Source organism: Streptomyces sp. NPDC041784, assembly GCF_055591025.1.
Map to the genome: position 1 here is coordinate 69,988 of NZ_JBVJAB010000029.1, position 19,680 is coordinate 89,667.

Consider the following 19,680-nt stretch of genomic DNA (forward strand, 5'->3'; position numbering starts at 1 on the left):
TGACTGCCCGTCAGAAACCCTCGTACCGTCCCTTCATGGCCGTGAAGGCGTACGACCTCACCGGGCGCACCGCATTCGTCACCGGCGCCGCGAGCGGAATCGGCCGTGCCTGCGCCCTCCTGCTCGCCCAGGCCGGCGCCACCGTGCACGGCGCGGACCTCGACGCGACGGGCCTGCACGAGACGGCGACGCTCATCAAGGACCTCGGCGGGACCGCCCGTACACACCACCTCGACGTCACCGACCGGGTCCAGGTCCGGCAGGCCGTCGAGTGCTGCGAGCGACTGGACGTGATGGCCGCTGCCGCCGGGATCATGCACAGCAGCCCCGTCCTGGAGACCCGCGACGAGGACCTCGACCGGGTCCTGAACGTCAACTTCAAGGGTGTGCTGTACGCCTGCCAGGAGGCCGCCCGCATGATGATCGCGCACGACAGCGGCGGCAGCATCGTGACCATGGCTTCGGGCGCCGTGGACACCGGCGGCCCCGGTCTGCTCTGCTACGGAGCCGCCAAGGCGGCCGTGGTCCAGCTGACCAAGACCCTGGCGAACGAGGTCGGCCGGTACGGCATCCGGGTCAACGCCGTCGCCCCGGGCTGGATCCGCACCCCCATGACCGACCGCCACGACACCGGCGCACAGGCGCACATCGAGGCGCTCATGTCGCGTATGTCACCCCTGGGCCGAGTGGGCGCCCCCGAGGACGTGGCCCACGCCGTGCTGCACCTGGCCTCGGACGCGTCGGCCTTCACGACAGGCCAGATCCTCCGCCCGAACGGCGGCGTGGCCATGCCCTGGTAACCGGCGCCCCCACACCCCACCCCCAGCCGAAGCACCCGCACTCGAAGCACCGGCACCCGAAACACCTGAAGCACCCGCACCCCCGGAACTCTCACACCTCCCCAGACACTCCCACACCCCCAGAGCCCCCCTCCCCGCTCCCTTCCCCACCCCGACCCCCCACACCCGAGCGCCAAGCCACCCCCCACCGCCCCACCGCAACCGCCCCCATGGCCCGCGCCTTGGCCACACAGTGCACCGGCAGCAGACTCAGCCCCCACCCTCCGGCGGCGACCGCCCCCTCCAGCACACCGGCACCGGGCGCCACCGCCAGCCGGACCACGGCCCACCACCACACGGCACCGAGCCCCACAGCGGCCCCCCGGCGCACTATCCGGCCCTCCATGGCCCTCACCTCCCGCACCGAGCCCACCGAGCCCGCACACTCGCCACGCCCACAGTGCCCGTGCCCGCGGCCCGCGCCCCTCCACGATGACCGCAGCCCCCAGCACCGGCAAACGCACCCGGGGCACCAGCGCCCACCCCTGAACCCTGCGAACCCCTTGCCGCTGGTTCCCTCGCCCCGAACCCTGCGCCCCCTGCCCCTGAACCCCTCGCCCCTCGAACCCCTCGAACCCCGCGAACCGCCCGCTCCCGCCCCCTGCCCCTGCCCCTGCCCCTGCCCCCAAGACGCGAAGCACCCCGAAAGACGCGAAAAACCCCGACCGCACTCCCCCGGGTCTCCCCGGAGAAGCCCCGGCCGGGGCCTCACACTCGCACGTCGGACGCTCAGGCACCCACGCGCGTGAACCTCACGCGGCGACCACGTCCACCGCCTCGGCGGGTGCCTTGATGGTCACTCGCTCCGGCGGCACACCGGTCACCGACACGGAACCCAGCATCGGACGAACCGACGTGGGCACAGGCTCCCTGGGGGTGGCCGCAGCCGACTGGGCCAGCTCGGCGAGAGCGAGCTCGTCGCTCACTTCCCGCATGAGCTCGGACATCCGTACGTCCAGCGCGTCGCAGATGGCGGAGAGCAGCTCGGAGGAAGCCTCCTTCTGCCCCCGCTCCACCTCGGAGAGATAGCCGAGTGAGACTCGGGCGGACGAGGAGACTTCGCGCAGAGTACGGCCCTGGCGCTGGCGCTGCCGACGCAGCACGTCACCCAGCAGGCGACGGAGCAGAATCATCGGTGGCTCCCTCCTCGGACCGCGTAGCCGCATCCTTCACGCCCCACCGTACCGCCTCGCGCTGCGGCCGTGCGGGGAGCGATGTCGTGTTCACTCAGGGCTGCAAACATCAAAACCCCCCGTTCTGTTCCGTATCCTGTGCCCGCTCATTCCCGGTGTGTTCGCCCGCGAGCTCCTTCAGGAGCAGTGCGAGTACGCTCCGTACACTCTCTCTACGAATTTCCGCGCGGTCGCCGTTCAACCGCAGGGCCTCCACTTTTCCGCCAGAGGCGGAACGGGATTCCGCCCCGAACGGCCCGTCCACGGCCACGAAGACCGTCCCGACGGGCTGACCGTCCTGGGTGTCGGGACCGGCCACACCGGTGGTCGCCACACCCCAGTCGGCGCCCAGAGCCTTGCGGACGCCGGCCGCCATCTGGGCCGCGACCTGCGGATCCACGGCCCCACGGGCGGCCAGCAGACCGGGGTCGACACCGAGGAGTTCGGCCTTGAGCCCGGTGGCGTAGGCCGTGACCGACCCCCGGAACACCTTGGACGCCCCAGGGACCGATGTGATCTCCGCCGCCACCAGGCCACCCGTCAGCGACTCGGCCACGGCCAGCGTCCCGCCGCTCACCGTGAGTAGTCGCACCACGTCAGTGGCCGTGGAATTCACGCTTCCGTCTCCTCCGACGCGGCCTGGCGCTCGGCGATTCCCTGCCTGCGCAGCACAATGGCCTGTCTCACATAGTCGAGCCCGGTGACCACGGTCAGGACGACCGCCGCAGCCATCACCCACCACCTCAGAGTGGCCAGCCACCCCGTCAGTGCCAGGACGTACATGCCGACGGCCACGCCCTGGGTGAGCGTCTTGAGCTTGCCGCCCCGGCTCGCCGGGATCACTCCGTACCGGATGACGATGAAACGCAGCAGCGTGATACCCAGTTCCCGGCCGAGGATCACGATCGTCACCCACCACGGCAGGTCGCCGAGCGCGGAGAGGCAGATCAGCGCCGCTCCCATGATCGCCTTGTCGGCGATGGGGTCGGCGATCTTCCCGAAGTCGGTGACGAGGTTGTACGTCCGCGCCAGGTGCCCGTCGAACAGGTCGGTGATCATGGCGATCGCGAAGGCCGCCCAGGCGAGCGAACGCCACGCCGGGTCGTATCCGCCGTCGGCCAGCATCAGCATGACGAAGCCGGGCACCAGGATCAGCCGCAGCATCGTCAGCAGATTGGCGATGTTCCAGACACTCGCCTGGTTGACGGCCGCGGCCGTCAGCTTCCCGCCTCGCGGCGCCTTCCCGGAGGAGCCGTCGCCCACGGCGGAGTCACCCGCGAAACCGGCGGCCGAATCGGCAACCGAATCAGCAGAATCAGCGGAATCAGCCGGATCGACCGCACGGGCCGCACCAGCTGCACGGGCTGGACCGGTCACGCCGGCCGCACCGGCCGCACCGGTCGCACGTGGCGCACCGGCCGTCTCATCGGCGGAGGAGGAGCCGGTCATGGCAGCAGCGGCAGACACCTCGGCACCCGACACGTCCGCCGTGGCGCCGGCCCTCTTCGCCCGCGCGGAGCCGCCCGCAGCCGACGCCGGAACACCCGTCATCTGCCCGCCTCCTCACTACACCCGAACGAGCCCTGAAGAGGCTCGGCCACGAGGTCGACACCCTCCGTACCGACCACCTTCGCCTCGACCATACGGCCGATACTCAGCCCCTCGCCCGATGTGAGCAGCACCTGGCCGTCCGTCTCCGGCGCCTGGTGCGCGCCTCGGCCGTACACGCCGTCCTCGTCGATGGACTCCACGAGCACGTGGACCGTCTCGCCGAGGCGCTCCTCGGCGCGCTGCGAGACGAGTTCCTCGGCGAGCCGGGAGACGCGGGCGAGCCGCTCGGCGACGACCTCCTCGTCGAGCTTGTCGCCGTAGGTCGCGGCCTCGGTTCCCTCCTCGTCGGAGTATCCGAAGACGCCGATGGCGTCCAGTCGCGCGCCGTCCAGGAATCGCTCCAGCTCGGCGAGGTCGGCCTCGGACTCACCGGGGAAGCCCACGATGAAGTTGGAGCGCACGCCCGCCTGGGGCGCCTTGCTCCGGATGGTGTCGAGCAGCTCCAGGAAGCGGTCGGTGTCGCCGAAGCGGCGCATCGCGCGCAGCACGGCGGGCGCGGAGTGCTGGAAGGAGAGGTCGAAGTAGGGCGCGATCTTGGGCGTGGAGGTCAGCACGTCGATCAGGCCGGGCCGCATCTCGGCGGGCTGGAGGTAGCTGACCCGCACCCGCTCCAGGCCGTCGATCTCCGCCAGCTCCGGCAGCAGGGACTCCAGCAGCCGGATGTCGCCGAGGTCCTTGCCGTAGGAGGTGTTGTTCTCGGAGACCAGCATGATCTCCTTGACGCCCTGCTCGGCGAGCCAGCGCGTCTCGTTCAGCACATCGCTCGGCCGGCGCGAGATGAAGGAGCCGCGGAAGGACGGGATGGCGCAGAAGGAGCAGCGCCGGTCGCAGCCGGAGGCGAGCTTGACCGAGGCGACCGGGGCGCCGTCGAGCCGGCGGCGCAGCGGCGCGCGGGGGCCGGACTCCGGGGCGAGGCCCTCGGGGAGGTCCACGGGAGCGCCGTGCCCCGGCAGGGCCACGTCGGTCGCGGACTGCCGCTCCGCCGGGCTGATCGGCAGCAGCTTGCGCCGGTCGCGCGGGGTGTGGGAGGCGTGGATGCCGCCGTTCAGGATGGTCTGGAGGCGGTCGGAGATGTCCGCGTAGTCGTCGAATCCGAGCACGCCGTCGGCCTCGGGGAGGGCGTCGGCGAGTTCCTTGCCGTAGCGCTCGGCCATGCAGCCCACCGCCACGACGGCCTGGGTTCTGCCGTGCCCCTTGAGGTCGTTGGCCTCCAGGAGGGCGTCGACGGAGTCCTTCTTGGCGGCCTCGACGAAGCCACAGGTGTTGACGACGGCGACGTCCGCGTCCTCGGCGTCCTCTACGAGCTGCCAGCCGTCCGCCTCCAAACGGCCTGCGAGCTCCTCCGAGTCCACCTCGTTACGGGCGCAGCCAAGGGTGACGAGTGCGACGGTACGGCGTTCAGGCATGGGCTCAAGACTACTTTGTCCCACCGACACCGAACGTCGACGGGGTTGGCGATCTTCGCCAACCCCGTGTACGGACCTACGGATCTACGGACCTCTTACCCGGCCTGCGGGTCGCCCTTCGTGTAGGTGAGGCGCTCCACCGCGCCCGGCTGGAAGTCGTCCTCGATCTTCTTGCCGTTCACGAAGAGGTCGATCGCCCCGGCGTCGCCGAGGACGAGGTTGATCTTCTCGCTGTCCTGGAAGGTCTTGGACTCGCCCTGCTTGAGGATGTCGTCGAAGAGCAGCCGGCCGTTGTGGTCCTTGGCGGAGATCCAGCTGCGGCCGTCCGTGGCGCTGACCTTGACGGTCACCTTGTCCTGGGGCGCCGCGGCGATGGCGCTGTCGGAGGGATCGGGCTTCTCGTCGACGGGCTTCTCGGTCTTGGGAGTGGGCGAGGCGGTGGCGCTGGCCGCCGGGGTGGTGCCCTCGGCGACCTGTTCCTTCGTCCCGCCGTCGTCGCCGCCCTTGAACGCGGTGAAGCCGACGAAGCCGATCACGGCGACGATCGCGGCGACCATCGCCGCGGTCCAGTTCGGCCCGCGCCGCTCGGGGCGGATGCGCTCCGCCTCGAACATGGGCGCGGGCGCGGTCGGCGCCGGGCGGCCGCCGTGGGCGGCGTCGAACTGCTCCATCAGCGGGGCGGGGTCGAGGTGGACGGCCCTGGCCAGCGTCCGGATGTGCCCGCGCGCGTAGACGTCCCCGCCGCAGGGGGCGAAGTCGTCGGCCTCGATGGCATGGACGATGGCGATACGGACCCGGGTGGCGGTACTGACGTCGTCGACGGTCAGCCCGGCCGCGGTGCGTGCCTCACGCAGGGCACGGCCGATCGAGAAGTGGGCTTCCTCGGACGGGTCTTCGAACGGACGCTCGTCTTCAGGGGAGTTGCCGATGGACACGGGGGCGCCTTTCGAGCGTGTAGCCACCTGTGCTGGAGGTTCAGTCTAGGGGGGGTGCCAAAGGGAGGGGCAACCGGGCGGTACGACTTTGTACGCCATCGGAATGGCCGGACAATCCGATGACGGGCCAGGCACGAACCCTCGGTTGAAAGTCGTACCTGTCCTCTCGCTCAACTGGACGTACGTCAAGGGGAAACGGTTGCCCTGAGATCTCTAACGGGTGAGTCACGGTCGCGCGTACCCCTCCACCGGACACCTACCCCTCAGACTCCCCACGGATCACCGCGAGCACGCCGTCCAGTTCATCCGGTTTCACGAGAACGTCGCGCGCCTTGGATCCCTCGCTGGGTCCGACGATGTTGCGCGACTCCATGAGGTCCATCAGCCGGCCGGCCTTGGCGAAGCCGACCCGCAGCTTGCGCTGGAGCATCGAGGTCGACCCGAACTGGGTGGAGACGACCAGCTCGGCCGCCTGGCACAGCAGGTCGAGGTCGTCGCCGATGTCCTCGTCGATCTCCTTCTTCTGCTTGGTGCCGACGGTGACGTCGTCCCGGAAGACCGGCGCCATCTGGTCCTTGCAGTGCTGCACGACCAGCGCGACCTCGGCCTCGGTGACGAACGCCCCCTGCATACGGGTCGGCTTGTTCGCCCCCATCGGCAGGAACAGCCCGTCGCCCTTGCCGATCAGCTTCTCGGCGCCCGGCTGGTCGAGGATGACCCGCGAGTCGGCGAGCGAGGAGGTGGCGAAGGCCAGCCGCGAGGGCACGTTCGCCTTGATCAGACCGGTGACGACGTCGACCGACGGGCGCTGCGTGGCCAGCACCAGATGGATGCCGGCCGCGCGCGCGAGCTGCGTGATCCGCACGATCGCGTCCTCGACGTCCCGCGGGGCGACCATCATCAGGTCGGCCAGCTCGTCGACGATCACCAGCAGGTACGGGTACGGCTGAAGCTCCCGCTCACTGCCCTCGGGCGGCTTGACCTTGCCGTTCCTTATGGCCTCGTTGAAGTCGTCGATGTGCCGGAAGCCGTACGCGGCGAGGTCGTCGTAGCGCAGGTCCATCTCGCGCACGACCCACTGGAGCGCCTCGGCGGCCCGCTTGGGGTTGGTGATGATCGGCGTGATCAGGTGCGGGATGCCCTCGTACGCCGTCAGCTCGACGCGCTTGGGGTCGACGAGGACCATCCGCACGTCCTCGGGGGTCGCGCGGACCATGACCGACGTGATGAGGCAGTTGATGCAGGACGACTTGCCGGAACCGGTGGCTCCGGCCACCAGGATGTGCGGCATCTTCGCCAGGTTGGCCATCACGTAGCCGCCCTCGACGTCCTTGCCGAGCGCGACCAGCATCGGGTGGTCGTCCTCGGCCGCGTCCGCGAGCCGCAGGACGTCCCCGAGGTTGACCATCTCCCGGTCGGTGTTCGGGATCTCGATGCCGACGGCCGACTTGCCGGGGATCGGGCTGATGATCCGCACATCCGGGCTGGCCACGGCGTACGCGATGTTCTTGGTCAGCGCGGTGATCCGCTCGACCTTCACGGCGGGGCCCAGCTCGACCTCGTACCGCGTGACCGTCGGCCCGCGCGTGAAGCCGGTGACGGCGGCGTCGACCTTGAACTCGGTGAAGACGTTCGTCAGCGAGGCGACCACGGCGTCGTTGGCGGCGCTGCGCGCCTTGCCGGGGCCCCCGCGCGTGAGGAGGTCGAGCGACGGCAGGGAGTACGTGATGTCCCCGGAGAGCTGGAGCTGCTCGGCCCGCGGCGGCAGGTCGCGCATCGCCTCCGGGGGCGCCTTGGTGAGATCCGGTACGGCCCCGGTCCGATCGGCCGCCTTGAGCTTCTCCTGCCGGGGCCGCGCGGCCGGCACCGGTGTCGGTGTGGTCGGCTCACGGTCGCCGACGCCGACGCCCTGGGTGAGATCGGCGACGAGCGGCGAGGGCGGCATGCCGTGCAGCACGGCCCCGTCGAGGTCCGCGGCGGCGGCCGCGGCGATGTCCACGGCGTCCAGCCGGCGGTCCATCGCGGGCTGCGGCACGGCGGAGCGCCGGGGACGGCCACGGCGCTGTGAGAGGGCCTCCTGCTCGGCGTCGTCGGGGTCGTACGCCCGCGGGCCGCCCGAGCGGCGGCGGGGGCGCCCGGGCAGCGCCTCGCGCCACTGCTCGTCGTAGCGCGCGTCGTCGTCGGCGAACGCGTCGGCGTCCTCCGCCTCGGGGTCGTCCAGCACACCCAGCCGCACCCCGAGCGCCCGCAGCCGCTGCGGGATCGCGTTGACCGGGGTTGCCGTGACGACCAGCAGCCCGAAGACCGTCAGCAGCACCAGCAGCGGTACGGCGAGCACCTCGCCCATGGAGTACGTCAGCGGGGTCGCCGCGCCCCAGCCGATGAGGCCGCCGGCGTCCCTTATCGCCTGCATGCCGTCACTGCGGGCGGGCGAGCCGCAGGCGATGTGGACCTGGCCGAGCACGCCGATGACGAGCGCGGACAGGCCGATCACGATCCGCCCGTTGGCCTCGGGCTGCTCGGGGTGACGGATGAAGCGCACGGCGATGGCCGCGACCAGGATCGGCACCAACAGGTCGAGCCGGCCGAAGGAACCGGTCACCAGGATCTCGACGAGGTCCCCGACGGGGCCGCGCAGATCCGCCCAGGTGCCCGCGGCGACGATCAGCGCGACGGCGAACAGCAGCAGCGCGAGGCCGTCCTTGCGGTGGGCCGGGTCGAGGTTCTTGGCGCCGTTCCCTATGCCGCGGAAGACGGCGCCGATGGCGTGCGCCAGACCGAGCCAGACGGCGCGCACCAGGCGGTACACGCCCCCGGTGGGACTCGGCGCCGGCTTGGGCGCCGGCGCGGACTTCTTCGCCGCGGCCTTCCTGGCGGGCGCCTTCTTGGCCGGGGCCTTCTTCGCGGCGGCCTTCTTCGCCGGAGCCTTCGAGGGAGCGGCCGCCTTCTTGGCGGGCTGCTTCTTGGCTGCGGAGGGACGTGAGGCCATGGGTGTGAGGTTACCGGGGGAGGCCACAGGGGACACGCGTGCCCACTGCTTCACCCGTTCGTGTCGCTGCCACGAAGGCGCGGAACTGACGCGTCCGCTTCACGGCGGGGGAAACCCGCGGCATCACCCTTGAGAAGGGGCGGAACTGAGGCACCTTCACGCCCAACCGGTCCCGCCCCTCATGTCAGTTCTGCGACGGCAGTGCGGCCGCACCGCCGCCAGTGCCCGGCTCCAGCGCGTCCAGCGCCCGCCGCAGGCCGGTGAGTTTGCGCTCCAGGTGGGCCGCCGTGGCCACCGCCGCTGCGTCCGCCGACTCGTCGTCGAGCTGCTTGGACAGGGCCTCGGCCTGCTCCTCGACGGCCGCGAGCCGCGCCGACAGCTCGGCGAGCAGCCCCGCCGACTCCTTGGCACCACCGCCCGCCGCGGCCTTGCCGCCACCCTCCAACTGGAGCCGTAGCAGCGCCGCCTGCTCCCGCAGCTGGCAGTTCTTCATGTACAGCTCGACGAACACGGAGACCTTCGCGCGCAGCACCCACGGGTCGAACGGCTTGGAGATGTAGTCCACCGCGCCGGCCGCGTACCCCCGGAAGGTGTGGTGCGGGCCGTGGTTGATCGCCGTCAGGAAGATGATCGGGATGTCCCTGGTGCGTTCTCGCCGCTTGATGTGCGCGGCCGTTTCGAATCCGTCCATTCCCGGCATCTGGACGTCCAGCAGAATGACCGCGAAGTCGTCCGTCAGCAGTGCTTTGAGCGCCTCTTCCCCGGACGATGCCCGCACCAGCGTCTGATCGAGCGCAGAGAGGATCGCCTCCAGCGCCAGCAGATTCTCCGGCCGGTCATCGACCAGGAGGATCTTGGCCTTCTGCACCATGGCCCGCCCTCCTCGCCCCGGCAGTGCACCGGGCGCCGCCCCTGGGGACGACTCCTTTGCGCCGCCCTTCCTTGTGCCGGTCATGGTAGCCGCACCCCGACCGTCGCCACACCCTGTCACCGTGATGTCACTGTGCACGTAGCAGGAACGCAGCAGGGGACCAGAAGGTTCCCCGAATCCCGCCCCGCTACACGGCCGCGGACACCGTGAGTCAGCAACTCCTCATGCCTCTCGCATCCACTGCTCCATCACCGATAGCAGATGATCGGGATCGACCGGCTTCGTCACATAGTCGGAAGCCCCCGACTCGATCGCCTTCTCCCGGTCGCCCTTCATCGCCTTCGCCGTCAGCGCGATGATCGGCAGCCCCGAGAACTGCGGCATCCGACGGATCGCCGTCGTCGTCGCGTACCCGTCCATCTCCGGCATCATGATGTCCATCAGCACGACCGCCACGTCGTCGTGCTGCTCCAGGACCTCGATGCCCTCCCGGCCGTTCTCCGCGTACAGCACCGACAGTCCGTGCTGCTCCAGCACGCTGGTCAGCGCGAACACATTGCGGATGTCGTCGTCGACGATCAGCACCTTCTCCCCGCCGAACCGGATGGTGCGCTGCCCATGCGGAGCCGGCCACTGCTCCGGCTCCCCGACATGCCGCTCACCGCCGTTCGCGGACCGCCGCCGGCGCCGGAAGAGCGCGGCCGCCCCGTTCTGGGTCTCCTGGTACGACTTCACCTCGGCCGGCGTCTCGATCTCCACCTCGGCCAGCTCCGACAGCTCCGCCGCCCCGTTCTCCGAGGCCACCAGGTCCCCGGCCTCCAGCGCGGGCGCGACCTGCTGATAGCCCTGCGGCGGCAGCTCGCTCGGATGCAGCGGCAGATACAGCGTGAACGTCGACCCCCGGCCCGGCTCGCTCTGCGCGTGGATCTCACCGCCCAGCAACTGCGCGATCTCCCGCGAGATCGACAGCCCGAGCCCCGTACCGCCGTACTTGCGACTGGTCGTACCGTCCGCCTGCTTGAACGCCTCGAAGATCACCCGCATCTTGCTGGCCGCGATCCCGATACCGGTGTCGGTCACCGAGAACGCGATCAGCGCCGCGTCCGGATCGGTGAGCGAACCGGCCTCCAGCAACTGCTCCTTGATCGCCACCGGAACATCCGCCCCGGCTGGCCGGATCACCAGCTCGACCGACCCGGAGTCGGTGAACTTCACCGCGTTGGACAGCAGGTTGCGCAGCACCTGGAGCAGCCGCTGCTCGTCGGTGTGCAGGGTGGCCGGCAGCTCCGGCGAGACCCGTACGGACAGGTCGAGGCCCTTCTCCGCGGTCAGCGGACGGAAGGTGGCCTCCACGTAGTCCACGAGCTGCACGAGCGCGATCCGCGTCGGCGAGACGTCCATCTTGCCCGCCTCGACCTTCGACAGGTCGAGGATGTCGTTGATCAGCTGGAGCAGGTCGGAACCCGCCCCGTGGATCGTCTCGGCGAACTCCACCTGCTTCGGCGAGAGGTTGCCCTCCGCGTTGTCGGCCAGCAGCTTCGCCAGGATCAGCAGCGAGTTCAGCGGCGTACGCAGCTCGTGCGACATGTTGGCGAGGAACTCGCTCTTGTAGCGCATCGACACCGCCAGCTGCTCGGCACGCTCCTCCAGGACCTGCCGCGCCTCCTCGATCTCGGTGTTCTTCACCTCGATGTCACGGTTCTGCTGGGCCAGCAGCTCGGCCTTCTCCTCCAGTTCGGCGTTGGACGCCTGGAGGGCCTTCTGCCGCTGCTCCAACTCCGCCGACCGCTCCCGCAGCTGCTCGGTCAGCTCCTGCGACTGCTTCAGCAGCTGCTCCGTCTTGGTGTTCACGGAGATCGTGTTGACGCTGGTCGCGATCATCTCGGCGAGCTGGTTGAGGAAGTCCTTCTGGATCTGCGTGAACGGCGTGAACGAAGCCAGCTCGATCACCCCGAGCACCTTGCCCTCGAACAGCACCGGCAGCACGATCACCTGCGCGGGCGGCGCCTCGCCGAGCCCGGAGGAGATCTTCAGATACCCGCTCGGCGCGTTCTCCACCAGGATCGTCCGCTTCTCCTCCGCGGCCGTCCCCACCAGCGCCTCACCCGGCCGGAACGAGGTCGGCATCGACCCCATCGAGTAGCCGTACGACCCCAGCATCCGCAGCTCGTACAGATCGTCCGTGCCGTCCGCCGACGGCATCGCCAGGAAGAACGCGCCGTGCTGCGCCGCCACCAGCGGCGGCAGCTCGCTCATGATCAGCGAGGCCACGTCCTCCAGGTCCCGCCGCCCCTGCATCAGCGCCGACACGCGCGCGAGGTTGCCCTTCAGCCAGTCCTGCTCCTTGTTGGCGATCGTGGTGTCGCGCAGGTTGGCGATCATCTTGTTGATGTAGTCCTGGAGTTCCTGGATCTCCCCGGACGCGTCCACGTCGATCTTCAGGTTCAGATCGCCCCGGGTCACCGCGGTCGCCACGCGCGCGATGGCACGCACCTGCCGGGTCAGGTTCCCGGCCATCTCGTTCACCGACTCGGTCAGGTCCCGCCAGGTGCCGTCGACGTCACGCACACGTGCCTGCCCGCCCAGCTGCCCCTCGGTACCCACCTCGCGGGCCACCCGCGTGACCTCCTCGGCGAAGGACGACAGCTGGTCGACCATCGTGTTGATGGTCGTCTTCAGCTCGAGGATCTCCCCGCGCGCGTCGATGTCGATCTTCTTCGTCAGGTCACCCTTGGCGATGGCCGTCGTGACCATGGCGATGTTGCGCACCTGGCCGGTCAGGTTGGACGCCATGCCGTTCACCGAATCGGTGAGGTCCTTCCACGTGCCCGCCACCCCCGGCACATGCGCCTGACCGCCCAGGATGCCGTCCGTGCCCACCTCACGGGCCACCTTGGTGACCTGATCGGCGAACGAACTCAGCGTCTTCACCATGGTGTTGAAGGTGTCGGCGAGCTGCTGGACCTCACCGCGCGCCTCGATCGTCACCGTACGGGTCAGATCGCCGTTGGCGACGGCCGCGGCGACCTGGGAGATGTTGCGCACCTGCATGGTCAGGTTCTTGGCCATCAGGTTCACATTGTCGGTGAGGTCCTTCCAGATGCCCGTGACGCCCGACGCGTGCGCCTGGCCGCCCAGGATGCCCTCGGTGCCCACCTCACGGGCCACCCGGGTCACCTGCTCGGCGAACGAGGACAGCTGGTCCACCATCGTGTTGACGGTGGTGACGAGCTCGAGGATCTCGCCCTTCGCGTCGACGGTGATCTTCTTCGACAGATCGCCCTTGGCAACCGCGGTCGTGACATCGGCGATCTGACGCACCTGGATGGTCAGGTTGTTCGCCATGAAGTTCACGGACTGCGTGAGGTCCTTCCAGGTGCCGGAGACACCCTGCACCTCGGCCTGACCGCCGAGCTGCCCCTCCGTGCCCACCTCACGGGCAACCCGCGTGACCTCCTGGGCGAACGACGACAGCTGGTCCACCATCGTGTTCAGGGTGTTCTTCAGCTCCAGGATCTCCCCGCGCGCGTCCACGGTGATCTTCTGGGACAGGTCACCCCGGGCCACCGCCGTGGCCACCTGCGCGATGTTGCGCACCTGCGCCGTGAGGTTGCCGGCCATGCCGTTCACCGAATCGGTCAGGTCCCGCCACACACCGGCTACGCCGGGCACCTGCGCCTGACCGCCCAGCCGGCCCTCGGTACCCACGTCCCGCGCCACCCGGGTCACCTGGTCGGCGAACGCGGAGAGCTGGTCGACCATCGTGTTGATGGTGTTCTTCAGCTCCAGGATCTCGCCGCGCGCGTCCACGTCGATCTTCTGCGAGAGGTCGCCCCGGGCGACGGCCGTCGTCACCTGCGCGATGTTCCTCACCTGTGAGGTGAGGTTCCCCGCCATCGAGTTGACGGAGTCCGTCAGCTCCTTCCACGTGCCCGACACACCGTCCACCCGGGCCTGACCGCCCAGCCGGCCCTCGGTGCCCACGTCCCGGGCCATCCGCGTCACCTGGTCGGCGAACGACGACAGCTGGTCCACCATCGTGTTCACGGTGTTCTTCAGCTGGAGCATCTCGCCGGAGACGTCCACGGTGACCTTCTGCGACAGATCACCGTTGGCCACGGCCGTCGTCACCTGCGCGATGTTCCTCACCTGTCCGGTGAGGTTCCGGAACGCCGTGTTGACGGAGTCCGTCAGGTCCTTCCACGTCCCCGCCGCGCCCGACACCTGCGCCTGGCCGCCCAGCTCACCCTCGACACCGACCTCCCGCGCCACCCGCGTGACCTCGGCACCGAACGCCGACAGCTGGTCCACCATCCCGTTGACGGTGTTCTTCAGCTCCAGCATCTCGCCGGCCACGTCCACGGTGACCTTCTGCGACAGATCACCACTGGCCACGGCCGTCGTCACCGCCGCGATGTCCCGCACCTGAGTGGTGAGGTTCCGGAACACGGTGTTGACGGAGTCCGTCAGGTCCTTCCACGTCCCCGCCGCGCCCGGCACGTTCGCCTGCCCGCCGAGCCGCCCCTCGGCCCCCACCTCGTTGGCCACCCGCGTGACCTCGTCCGCGAAGATCCGCAGCGTCTCGGTCATCTGGTTGATCGTCTCGGCGAGCTGCGCGACCTCACCGCGCGCCGGCACGGTCACCTTCCGCGACAGGTCACCGTTGGCGACCGCCGTCATCACCTCGGACACCCCGCGCACCTGGGCCGTCAGATTGCCGGCCATGGTGTTCACCGAATCGGTGAGTTCCTTCCACACACCGTCGACATCCGACACCTGCGCCTGACCGCCCAGGATGCCGTCGGTGCCCACCTCACGCGCCACGCGCGTCACCTCGGACGAGAACGCGGAGAGCTGGTCCACCATCGTGTTGACGGTGTTCTTCAGCTCCAGCATCTCGCCCTCGACATGAACCGTCACCTTCCGTGACAGATCACCCTTGGCCACCGCCGTCGTCACCAACGCGATGTCCCGCACCTGCGCCGTCAGCCGGTACGCCATCGTGTTGACGGACTCCGTCAGGTCCTTCCACGAACCCGACATACCGCGCACCTGGGCCTGCCCGCCCAGCTTGCCCTCGGTCCCCACCTCACTGGCCACACGCGTGACCTCGTCGGTGAACGTCGACAGCTGGTCGACCAGGTTGTTGACCGTCCGCCCGACCTTCAGGAACTCCCCGCGCAGCGGATGCCCGGCCCCCTCCGGAGTGTGCGTCCGCAGCTCCATCCGCGGCGACAGATCACCCTCGGCCACCGCCGACAGCACCCGCCCGACCTCGGACACCGGCCGCACCAGGTCGTCCACCAGCGCGTTCGAGTTGTCGATCGCGGTCGCCCAGGAGCCCTCACAGGCACCCGTCTCCAGCCGCTCGGTGAGCTTGCCCTCGCGGCCGACCATGCGACGTACGCGCGACAACTCACCCGTGAGATGGAGATTCCGGTCGGCCACCTCGTTGAAGACAGCCGCGATCTCCGACATCACGCCGTCCCCGGACACCGTGAGCCGCTTGCGGAAATTCCCTTCCCGCATGGACACCAGCGCGGCCAGCAGCCGGTTCAGCGCCGCCGTGTCCACCACGGTGGTGCCACCGCGCGGCGCCCGCCTGCTCAGGGTCTGTCCGCCCTTCGCGCGCGCCTTAGTGCCCCGCGTCGCTGCGCCAGACTCCACTTGTCCCTCCCGCAGGGGTCGACCGTTACCGCTGTGCCTGGGTGCTACTGCTCGTCATGCCGGTTACCACTGGGTTTTCCGCCCGATGTAATCAGGCGGACCCCGGGAGCCGCTGCCCCCTGTGGTCAGAAGACACCCAGTCTGCCCGGACCTTCACAAGAAGCTTGCCCAGTGTTTCACCCTTGCCGAACCCGGCCATAACAGTTCGGCAGCTTCGCACATCGTCCGCACACTCATGGGACGGAAACACTGCTGACCGGCATCCGCACGGGCGGTTCAGGTAAGTAACCTTGCATGCGGCTGTCCAGCCGCGCCGGTCCTGACCGGCCTGGGCGGTGGCACGAGGCGCACGAGCGGGCATCGGAGGGGCGGCCGCAACATGACCACCGGACTGATCCCGGGGGGACAGCCCCCGGACCCCCGGCCTGCAGGCATGCGCGCGCCCCAGCAGCGGCGCGACCGGACCGGCCAGCGATCCCCGTACGTCGACAACCGGCCGAGGAGTTCTGTGATCACCGCGCGCGCGGCCGCCAGCTTCGAGCCCGTGGGGCGATCCGTCGCAACCGCCCGCTCCTTCGTCCGCGACACCCTCCAGGGCTGGGGCTTCGCCGACATCGTCGACGACGCCGTGGTCCTCACCAGCGAACTGGTGACCAACGCGGTCGTCCACGCGGGCACCCACGCCGACGTCCTGTGCCTGCGCTCCGAGGACGGCGTACGCGTCGAGGTCGCCGACCGCTACCCGGAACGCGAGATCCCGCTCCAGGGCTCCCCCGCCACCATGGGCAGCCCCGACCGCGAGGGCGGCCGCGGCCTCCAGCTCTGCGCGGCCATCGCGAGCCGCTGGGGCGTCGAGTACACCCCGACCCACAAACAGGTCTGGTTCCAACTCGACCTCCCCGACCGCCCGGTGGGCACCCGCGCCGCCGGCCCGTCCCTCCCCGCCGACCTCCTGCCGCTCGCCGACAGCCGCGTCCGCGTGGCGGTCGTCCAGATCGACCGCGCGGGCGCCATCTCGGCCTGGAACGAGGACGCCGAGGAACTCTTCGGCTACGCCGCCGACCAGGTCACCGGCAAGCCCCTCACCGACCTCGCGGCCTGGCCGCACACCCCCGGCACCGGCACCGGCATCGCCGAGGCCCTCCAGCTCTCCCGCTGGGAGGGCAGCTACGGCATCCGCGGCGCCAGCGGCCGCGTCACCCCGGTGTACGCCTCCCACCTGCGCGTCCGCGACACTGACGGCGAGCCCTCCACGGTCTGCCTCCTGGTCCGCGACCACGAACGGGCCGTCCTCCAGACCCCGTCACGCGCCCCCGCCTCCGACACGGGCCCCGCCGACGGCCAGAACGCCGACCCCTTCGAGGTCTTCATCGGCTCCCCCGCCCCGGACGACCTCGACGGCCTCCTCCAGCGCACGGTGGAACGCGCCCGCGACATGCTCGACGGCGACTCCGCCTTCCTGCTCCTGGCCACCGACGACGAGACGGAACTGGAGGTCCGCGCCTCCACCGGCCTGCCCTCCGCCCGCCAGCGCTTCGCCCGCGTCCCCGTCGAGGCGGGCCCCGGCCGCTACGGCTCCGCCCGCATGCCGGCCGTCCATGAGGACCTCCTCGCCGTCCCCGGCGCGGTCCCCCTGCTCAACAACACGGGCATGCGCTCGGTCGTCACGGTCCCGCTGAAGGTCGAGGGCCGCCTCACGGGCTCCCTCGGCGTCGCCGCCGAGGGCCCCGGCCGCTACTCCAACGAGGAGGCCCTGCGCCTGCAGTTCGCGGCCGACCGCATCGCGCTCGCCGTCGAGTCGGCCCGCCTCGGCGAACTGGAACGCCTGCGCCGAGGTTCCCTGAGCTTCCTCGTAGAGGCCTCCGACCTCCTCGCCGGCACCCTCGACCGCGACCAGACCCTGGCCCTGATGGCCCAGATGACCGTCCCGACGCTGGCCACCTGGTGCGCGGTCTACACGATCGCCGACCAGGCCTCCGAGCCGTACCTCTCCTACGTCCTGCACGAGGACGAGGAACTCATCGACGGCATCAAGTCACTCCTCTCCAAGATCGCCCCGCCGGACCCGGTGCCCACCCCCGGCGCCCGCGTCTGGGCCGCCCCCGCCGAGGCCGCGCACAACGCCGCCCTGCGCAGCTCCATGCGCAGCCTCGGCCTCACCGGCGGCCCCACCCACCAGATGTCCTCCAGCATCGGCCCGACCCTCGCCACGGCCTCCGCGGTCGGCGGCGAGACCGTCGTCCTCCCCCTGGTGGCCCGCAACCGCGTCATCGGCATGCTGACCCTCGGCAAGCCCACCGACGAGCACTTCCGCCAAGAGATCCTCGAACTCGCCGAGGACCTCAGCCGCCGAGCGGCCCTCGCCCTCGACAACGCCCGCCTCTACTCCGAGCGCACGGCCATCAGCCAGTCCCTCCAGCGCAGCCTCCTGCCCCCGGAACTCCCCGACATCGACGGCGTCGAGGTCGAGGTCATCTACCGAGCGGCCGGCGAGGGCAACGAGGTCGGCGGCGACTTCTACGACCTCTTCCCCATCAGCGACGGCGCCTACGGCTTCGCCATCGGCGACGTCTGCGGCACCGGCCCGCACGCGGCCGCCGTGACCGGCCTGGCCCGCCACGCCCTGCGCCTCCTGGCCCGCGAGGGCCTCAGCGGCCCGGCCGTCCTGGAACGCCTCAACTCGGCCATCCTCGACGAGGGCGCCCGCAGCCGCTTCCTCACCCTCCTCTACGGCGAGATGCGCCCGCAGGAGGACGGCAGCGCCGAACTGAAGGTCGTCTGCGCCGGCCACCCCCTCCCCCTGCGCCTTCGCCAGGACGGCACGGTCGAGCCCGCCGCCGAACCCCAGCCCCTCCTCGGCGTCATGGAGGACCTGGAGCTGTACGAGCAGACGGTCACCCTCGACCCGGGCGACGTCCTGCTCTGCGTCACGGACGGCGTCACCGAACGCCGCGAGGGCACCCGCATGCTGGGCGACGACGGTCTCGCCGACGTCCTCACCACCTGCACGGGCCTGACGGCCGGCGCGGTCGCGGCCCGCATCATGCGCGCCGTCGAGCGCTTCGCGTCGGACGCCCCGTCCGACGACATGGCGATCCTGGCGATGCGGGTGGCGTGAAAGGGAAGAAGGGCATGAGAAAAGCCCCCGCCCGAAAGGGCGGGGGCTTTCTTCGTGGAGCCCCCTAACGGAATCGAACCGTTGACCTTCTCCTTACCATGGAGACGCTCTGCCGACTGAGCTAAGGGGGCTAGTCACTTTTCGAGGTTTCCCTCGCGGCAACGAAATAGAGCATACCCCGAACTGGCCGGTGTTCCCAAACTCGTTCAGAAGGCGGGCTGAAGCAGTCCGCCGAGCGCGTTGCACGCGGCCACGATGCGCTGCATGTCCCGCTTGGTCAATGAAGCGTCCACCGGCAGGGCGAGCGTCTCGTCGGCAGCCAGCTCGGTCTGCGGCAACGACACGCACCGCCGGAACTCGGGCAGCCGGTGCAACGGAGTCTTCACCGGCACCCGGCACTCAACTCCCCTGCCCCGCAAGGCACGTGCGAAAGCGTCGCGATCGGGCCGCCCGTTCCCCGGCACCCGCACCACGTACTGCTGGTAGGTGTGCCCGTCGCCGCCATCGGGCGTCCGCACCCCGCGCAGCCGGGCATCGAGATACGCTGCCCGCTCCCTGCGCTGCGCGACCTCGTCGTACGGCACCTCGGACTCGCCCTGTTCCAACACCAGAAGCCCATGCCGCTGCCCGACCGCATGCAACCGCCCGACATCCGCCGGCCGACCGAATCGGTGGACGACAACGACGGCCGCCGTCCGCGGAGTTACGACCGCCTCGACGGCAGCCGCATCCAGGCAGTAGGTCACGGGATCCACATCGGCGAACACCGGCAGCGCACCCGCGAGGGTGACCGCCCCGGCGACTTCGGCATTCCCGAAGGCCGGCACGACGACCTCGTCACCGACACCGACGCCTGCGGCTCTGAGCATTGCAGCAGTACCCATGCCGTGGATGCTCGGCTCGCAACGTGAACTTCAAGTGACGGGAAACAAAAAAGGGTTGGGCTCCGAACCGAAGTTCAGAACCCAACCCTTTTGAATGATTGTTCGGCGGTGTCCTACTCTCCCACAGGGTCCCCCCTGCAGTACCATCGGCGCTGTAAGGCTTAGCTTCCGGGTTCGGAATGTAACCG

Annotated in this window: 12 protein-coding genes, 1 tRNA gene and 1 rRNA gene; 2 read left to right on the forward strand and 12 right to left on the reverse strand. The window is 70.0% G+C overall.

What is annotated here, in order from left to right; translation table 11 throughout:
* Positions 1 to 35: 35 nt before the first annotated feature.
* On the forward strand, positions 36 to 800 hold the full coding sequence (locus ACZ6D7_RS38890; RefSeq protein ID WP_469501213.1) for an SDR family NAD(P)-dependent oxidoreductase: 765 nt from the start codon (positions 36 to 38) through the stop codon (positions 798 to 800).
* A gap of 91 nt (positions 801 to 891) precedes the next feature.
* Here the strand turns inward: ACZ6D7_RS38890 and ACZ6D7_RS38895 are convergent, their stop codons facing one another.
* From ACZ6D7_RS38895 to ACZ6D7_RS38935, 9 genes are all read right to left on the reverse strand, one after another.
* Positions 892 to 1,185 (reverse strand): hypothetical protein, encoded by a 294-nt coding sequence (locus ACZ6D7_RS38895; protein ID WP_469501216.1) that lies wholly within the window; start codon positions 1,183 to 1,185, stop codon positions 892 to 894.
* 406 nt (positions 1,186 to 1,591) lie between these two features.
* Complete coding sequence (locus ACZ6D7_RS38900; RefSeq protein WP_351766100.1) at positions 1,592 to 1,972, reverse strand: helix-turn-helix domain-containing protein; 381 nt, start codon at positions 1,970 to 1,972, stop codon at positions 1,592 to 1,594.
* A 109-nt stretch (positions 1,973 to 2,081) separates the two neighbouring features.
* The gene (locus ACZ6D7_RS38905; protein WP_469501219.1) at positions 2,082 to 2,627 is read right to left on the reverse strand and encodes a CinA family protein; all 546 of its coding nucleotides are present in this window, start codon (positions 2,625 to 2,627) and stop codon (positions 2,082 to 2,084) included.
* Complete coding sequence (pgsA, locus tag ACZ6D7_RS38910; RefSeq protein WP_469501222.1) at positions 2,624 to 3,562, reverse strand: CDP-diacylglycerol--glycerol-3-phosphate 3-phosphatidyltransferase; 939 nt, start codon at positions 3,560 to 3,562, stop codon at positions 2,624 to 2,626. The genes ACZ6D7_RS38905 and pgsA overlap by 4 nt, the downstream gene beginning before the upstream one ends.
* On the reverse strand, positions 3,559 to 5,028 hold the full coding sequence (rimO, locus tag ACZ6D7_RS38915) for a 30S ribosomal protein S12 methylthiotransferase RimO (RefSeq protein ID WP_469501225.1): 1,470 nt from the start codon (positions 5,026 to 5,028) through the stop codon (positions 3,559 to 3,561). The genes pgsA and rimO overlap by 4 nt, the downstream gene beginning before the upstream one ends.
* A 95-nt stretch (positions 5,029 to 5,123) precedes the next feature.
* Positions 5,124 to 5,963: a helix-turn-helix domain-containing protein gene (locus ACZ6D7_RS38920; RefSeq protein ID WP_469501227.1), complete on the reverse strand. Its 840-nt coding sequence runs from the start codon at positions 5,961 to 5,963 to the stop codon at positions 5,124 to 5,126.
* A gap of 256 nt (positions 5,964 to 6,219) precedes the next feature.
* Positions 6,220 to 8,952, reverse strand: coding sequence for a DNA translocase FtsK (locus ACZ6D7_RS38925; RefSeq protein WP_469501231.1), 2,733 nt, complete (start codon positions 8,950 to 8,952; stop codon positions 6,220 to 6,222).
* A gap of 184 nt (positions 8,953 to 9,136) precedes the next feature.
* Positions 9,137 to 9,823 carry a response regulator gene (locus ACZ6D7_RS38930; protein ID WP_469501234.1) on the reverse strand — a complete coding sequence of 229 codons (687 nt, stop codon included), beginning with the start codon at positions 9,821 to 9,823 and terminating at the stop codon, positions 9,137 to 9,139.
* Positions 9,824 to 10,045: 222 nt separating this feature from the next.
* On the reverse strand, positions 10,046 to 15,490 hold the full coding sequence (locus tag ACZ6D7_RS38935) for a HAMP domain-containing protein (RefSeq protein WP_469501236.1): 5,445 nt from the start codon (positions 15,488 to 15,490) through the stop codon (positions 10,046 to 10,048).
* A gap of 379 nt (positions 15,491 to 15,869) precedes the next feature.
* Between ACZ6D7_RS38935 and ACZ6D7_RS38940 the strand changes: the two genes are divergently transcribed.
* Positions 15,870 to 18,608 (forward strand): SpoIIE family protein phosphatase, encoded by a 2,739-nt coding sequence (locus ACZ6D7_RS38940; RefSeq protein ID WP_469501238.1) that lies wholly within the window; start codon positions 15,870 to 15,872, stop codon positions 18,606 to 18,608.
* Between the two features lie 55 nt (positions 18,609 to 18,663).
* Here ACZ6D7_RS38940 and ACZ6D7_RS38945 read toward each other — a convergent pair.
* From ACZ6D7_RS38945 to rrf, 3 genes are all read right to left on the reverse strand, one after another.
* A tRNA-Thr gene (locus tag ACZ6D7_RS38945) sits at positions 18,664 to 18,739 on the reverse strand.
* A gap of 75 nt (positions 18,740 to 18,814) precedes the next feature.
* Positions 18,815 to 19,477: a DegT/DnrJ/EryC1/StrS family aminotransferase gene (locus ACZ6D7_RS38950; protein WP_469501241.1), complete on the reverse strand. Its 663-nt coding sequence runs from the start codon at positions 19,475 to 19,477 to the stop codon at positions 18,815 to 18,817.
* Between the two features lie 115 nt (positions 19,478 to 19,592).
* Positions 19,593 to 19,680 (reverse strand): 5S ribosomal RNA (gene rrf, locus ACZ6D7_RS38955); the annotation flags it as partial.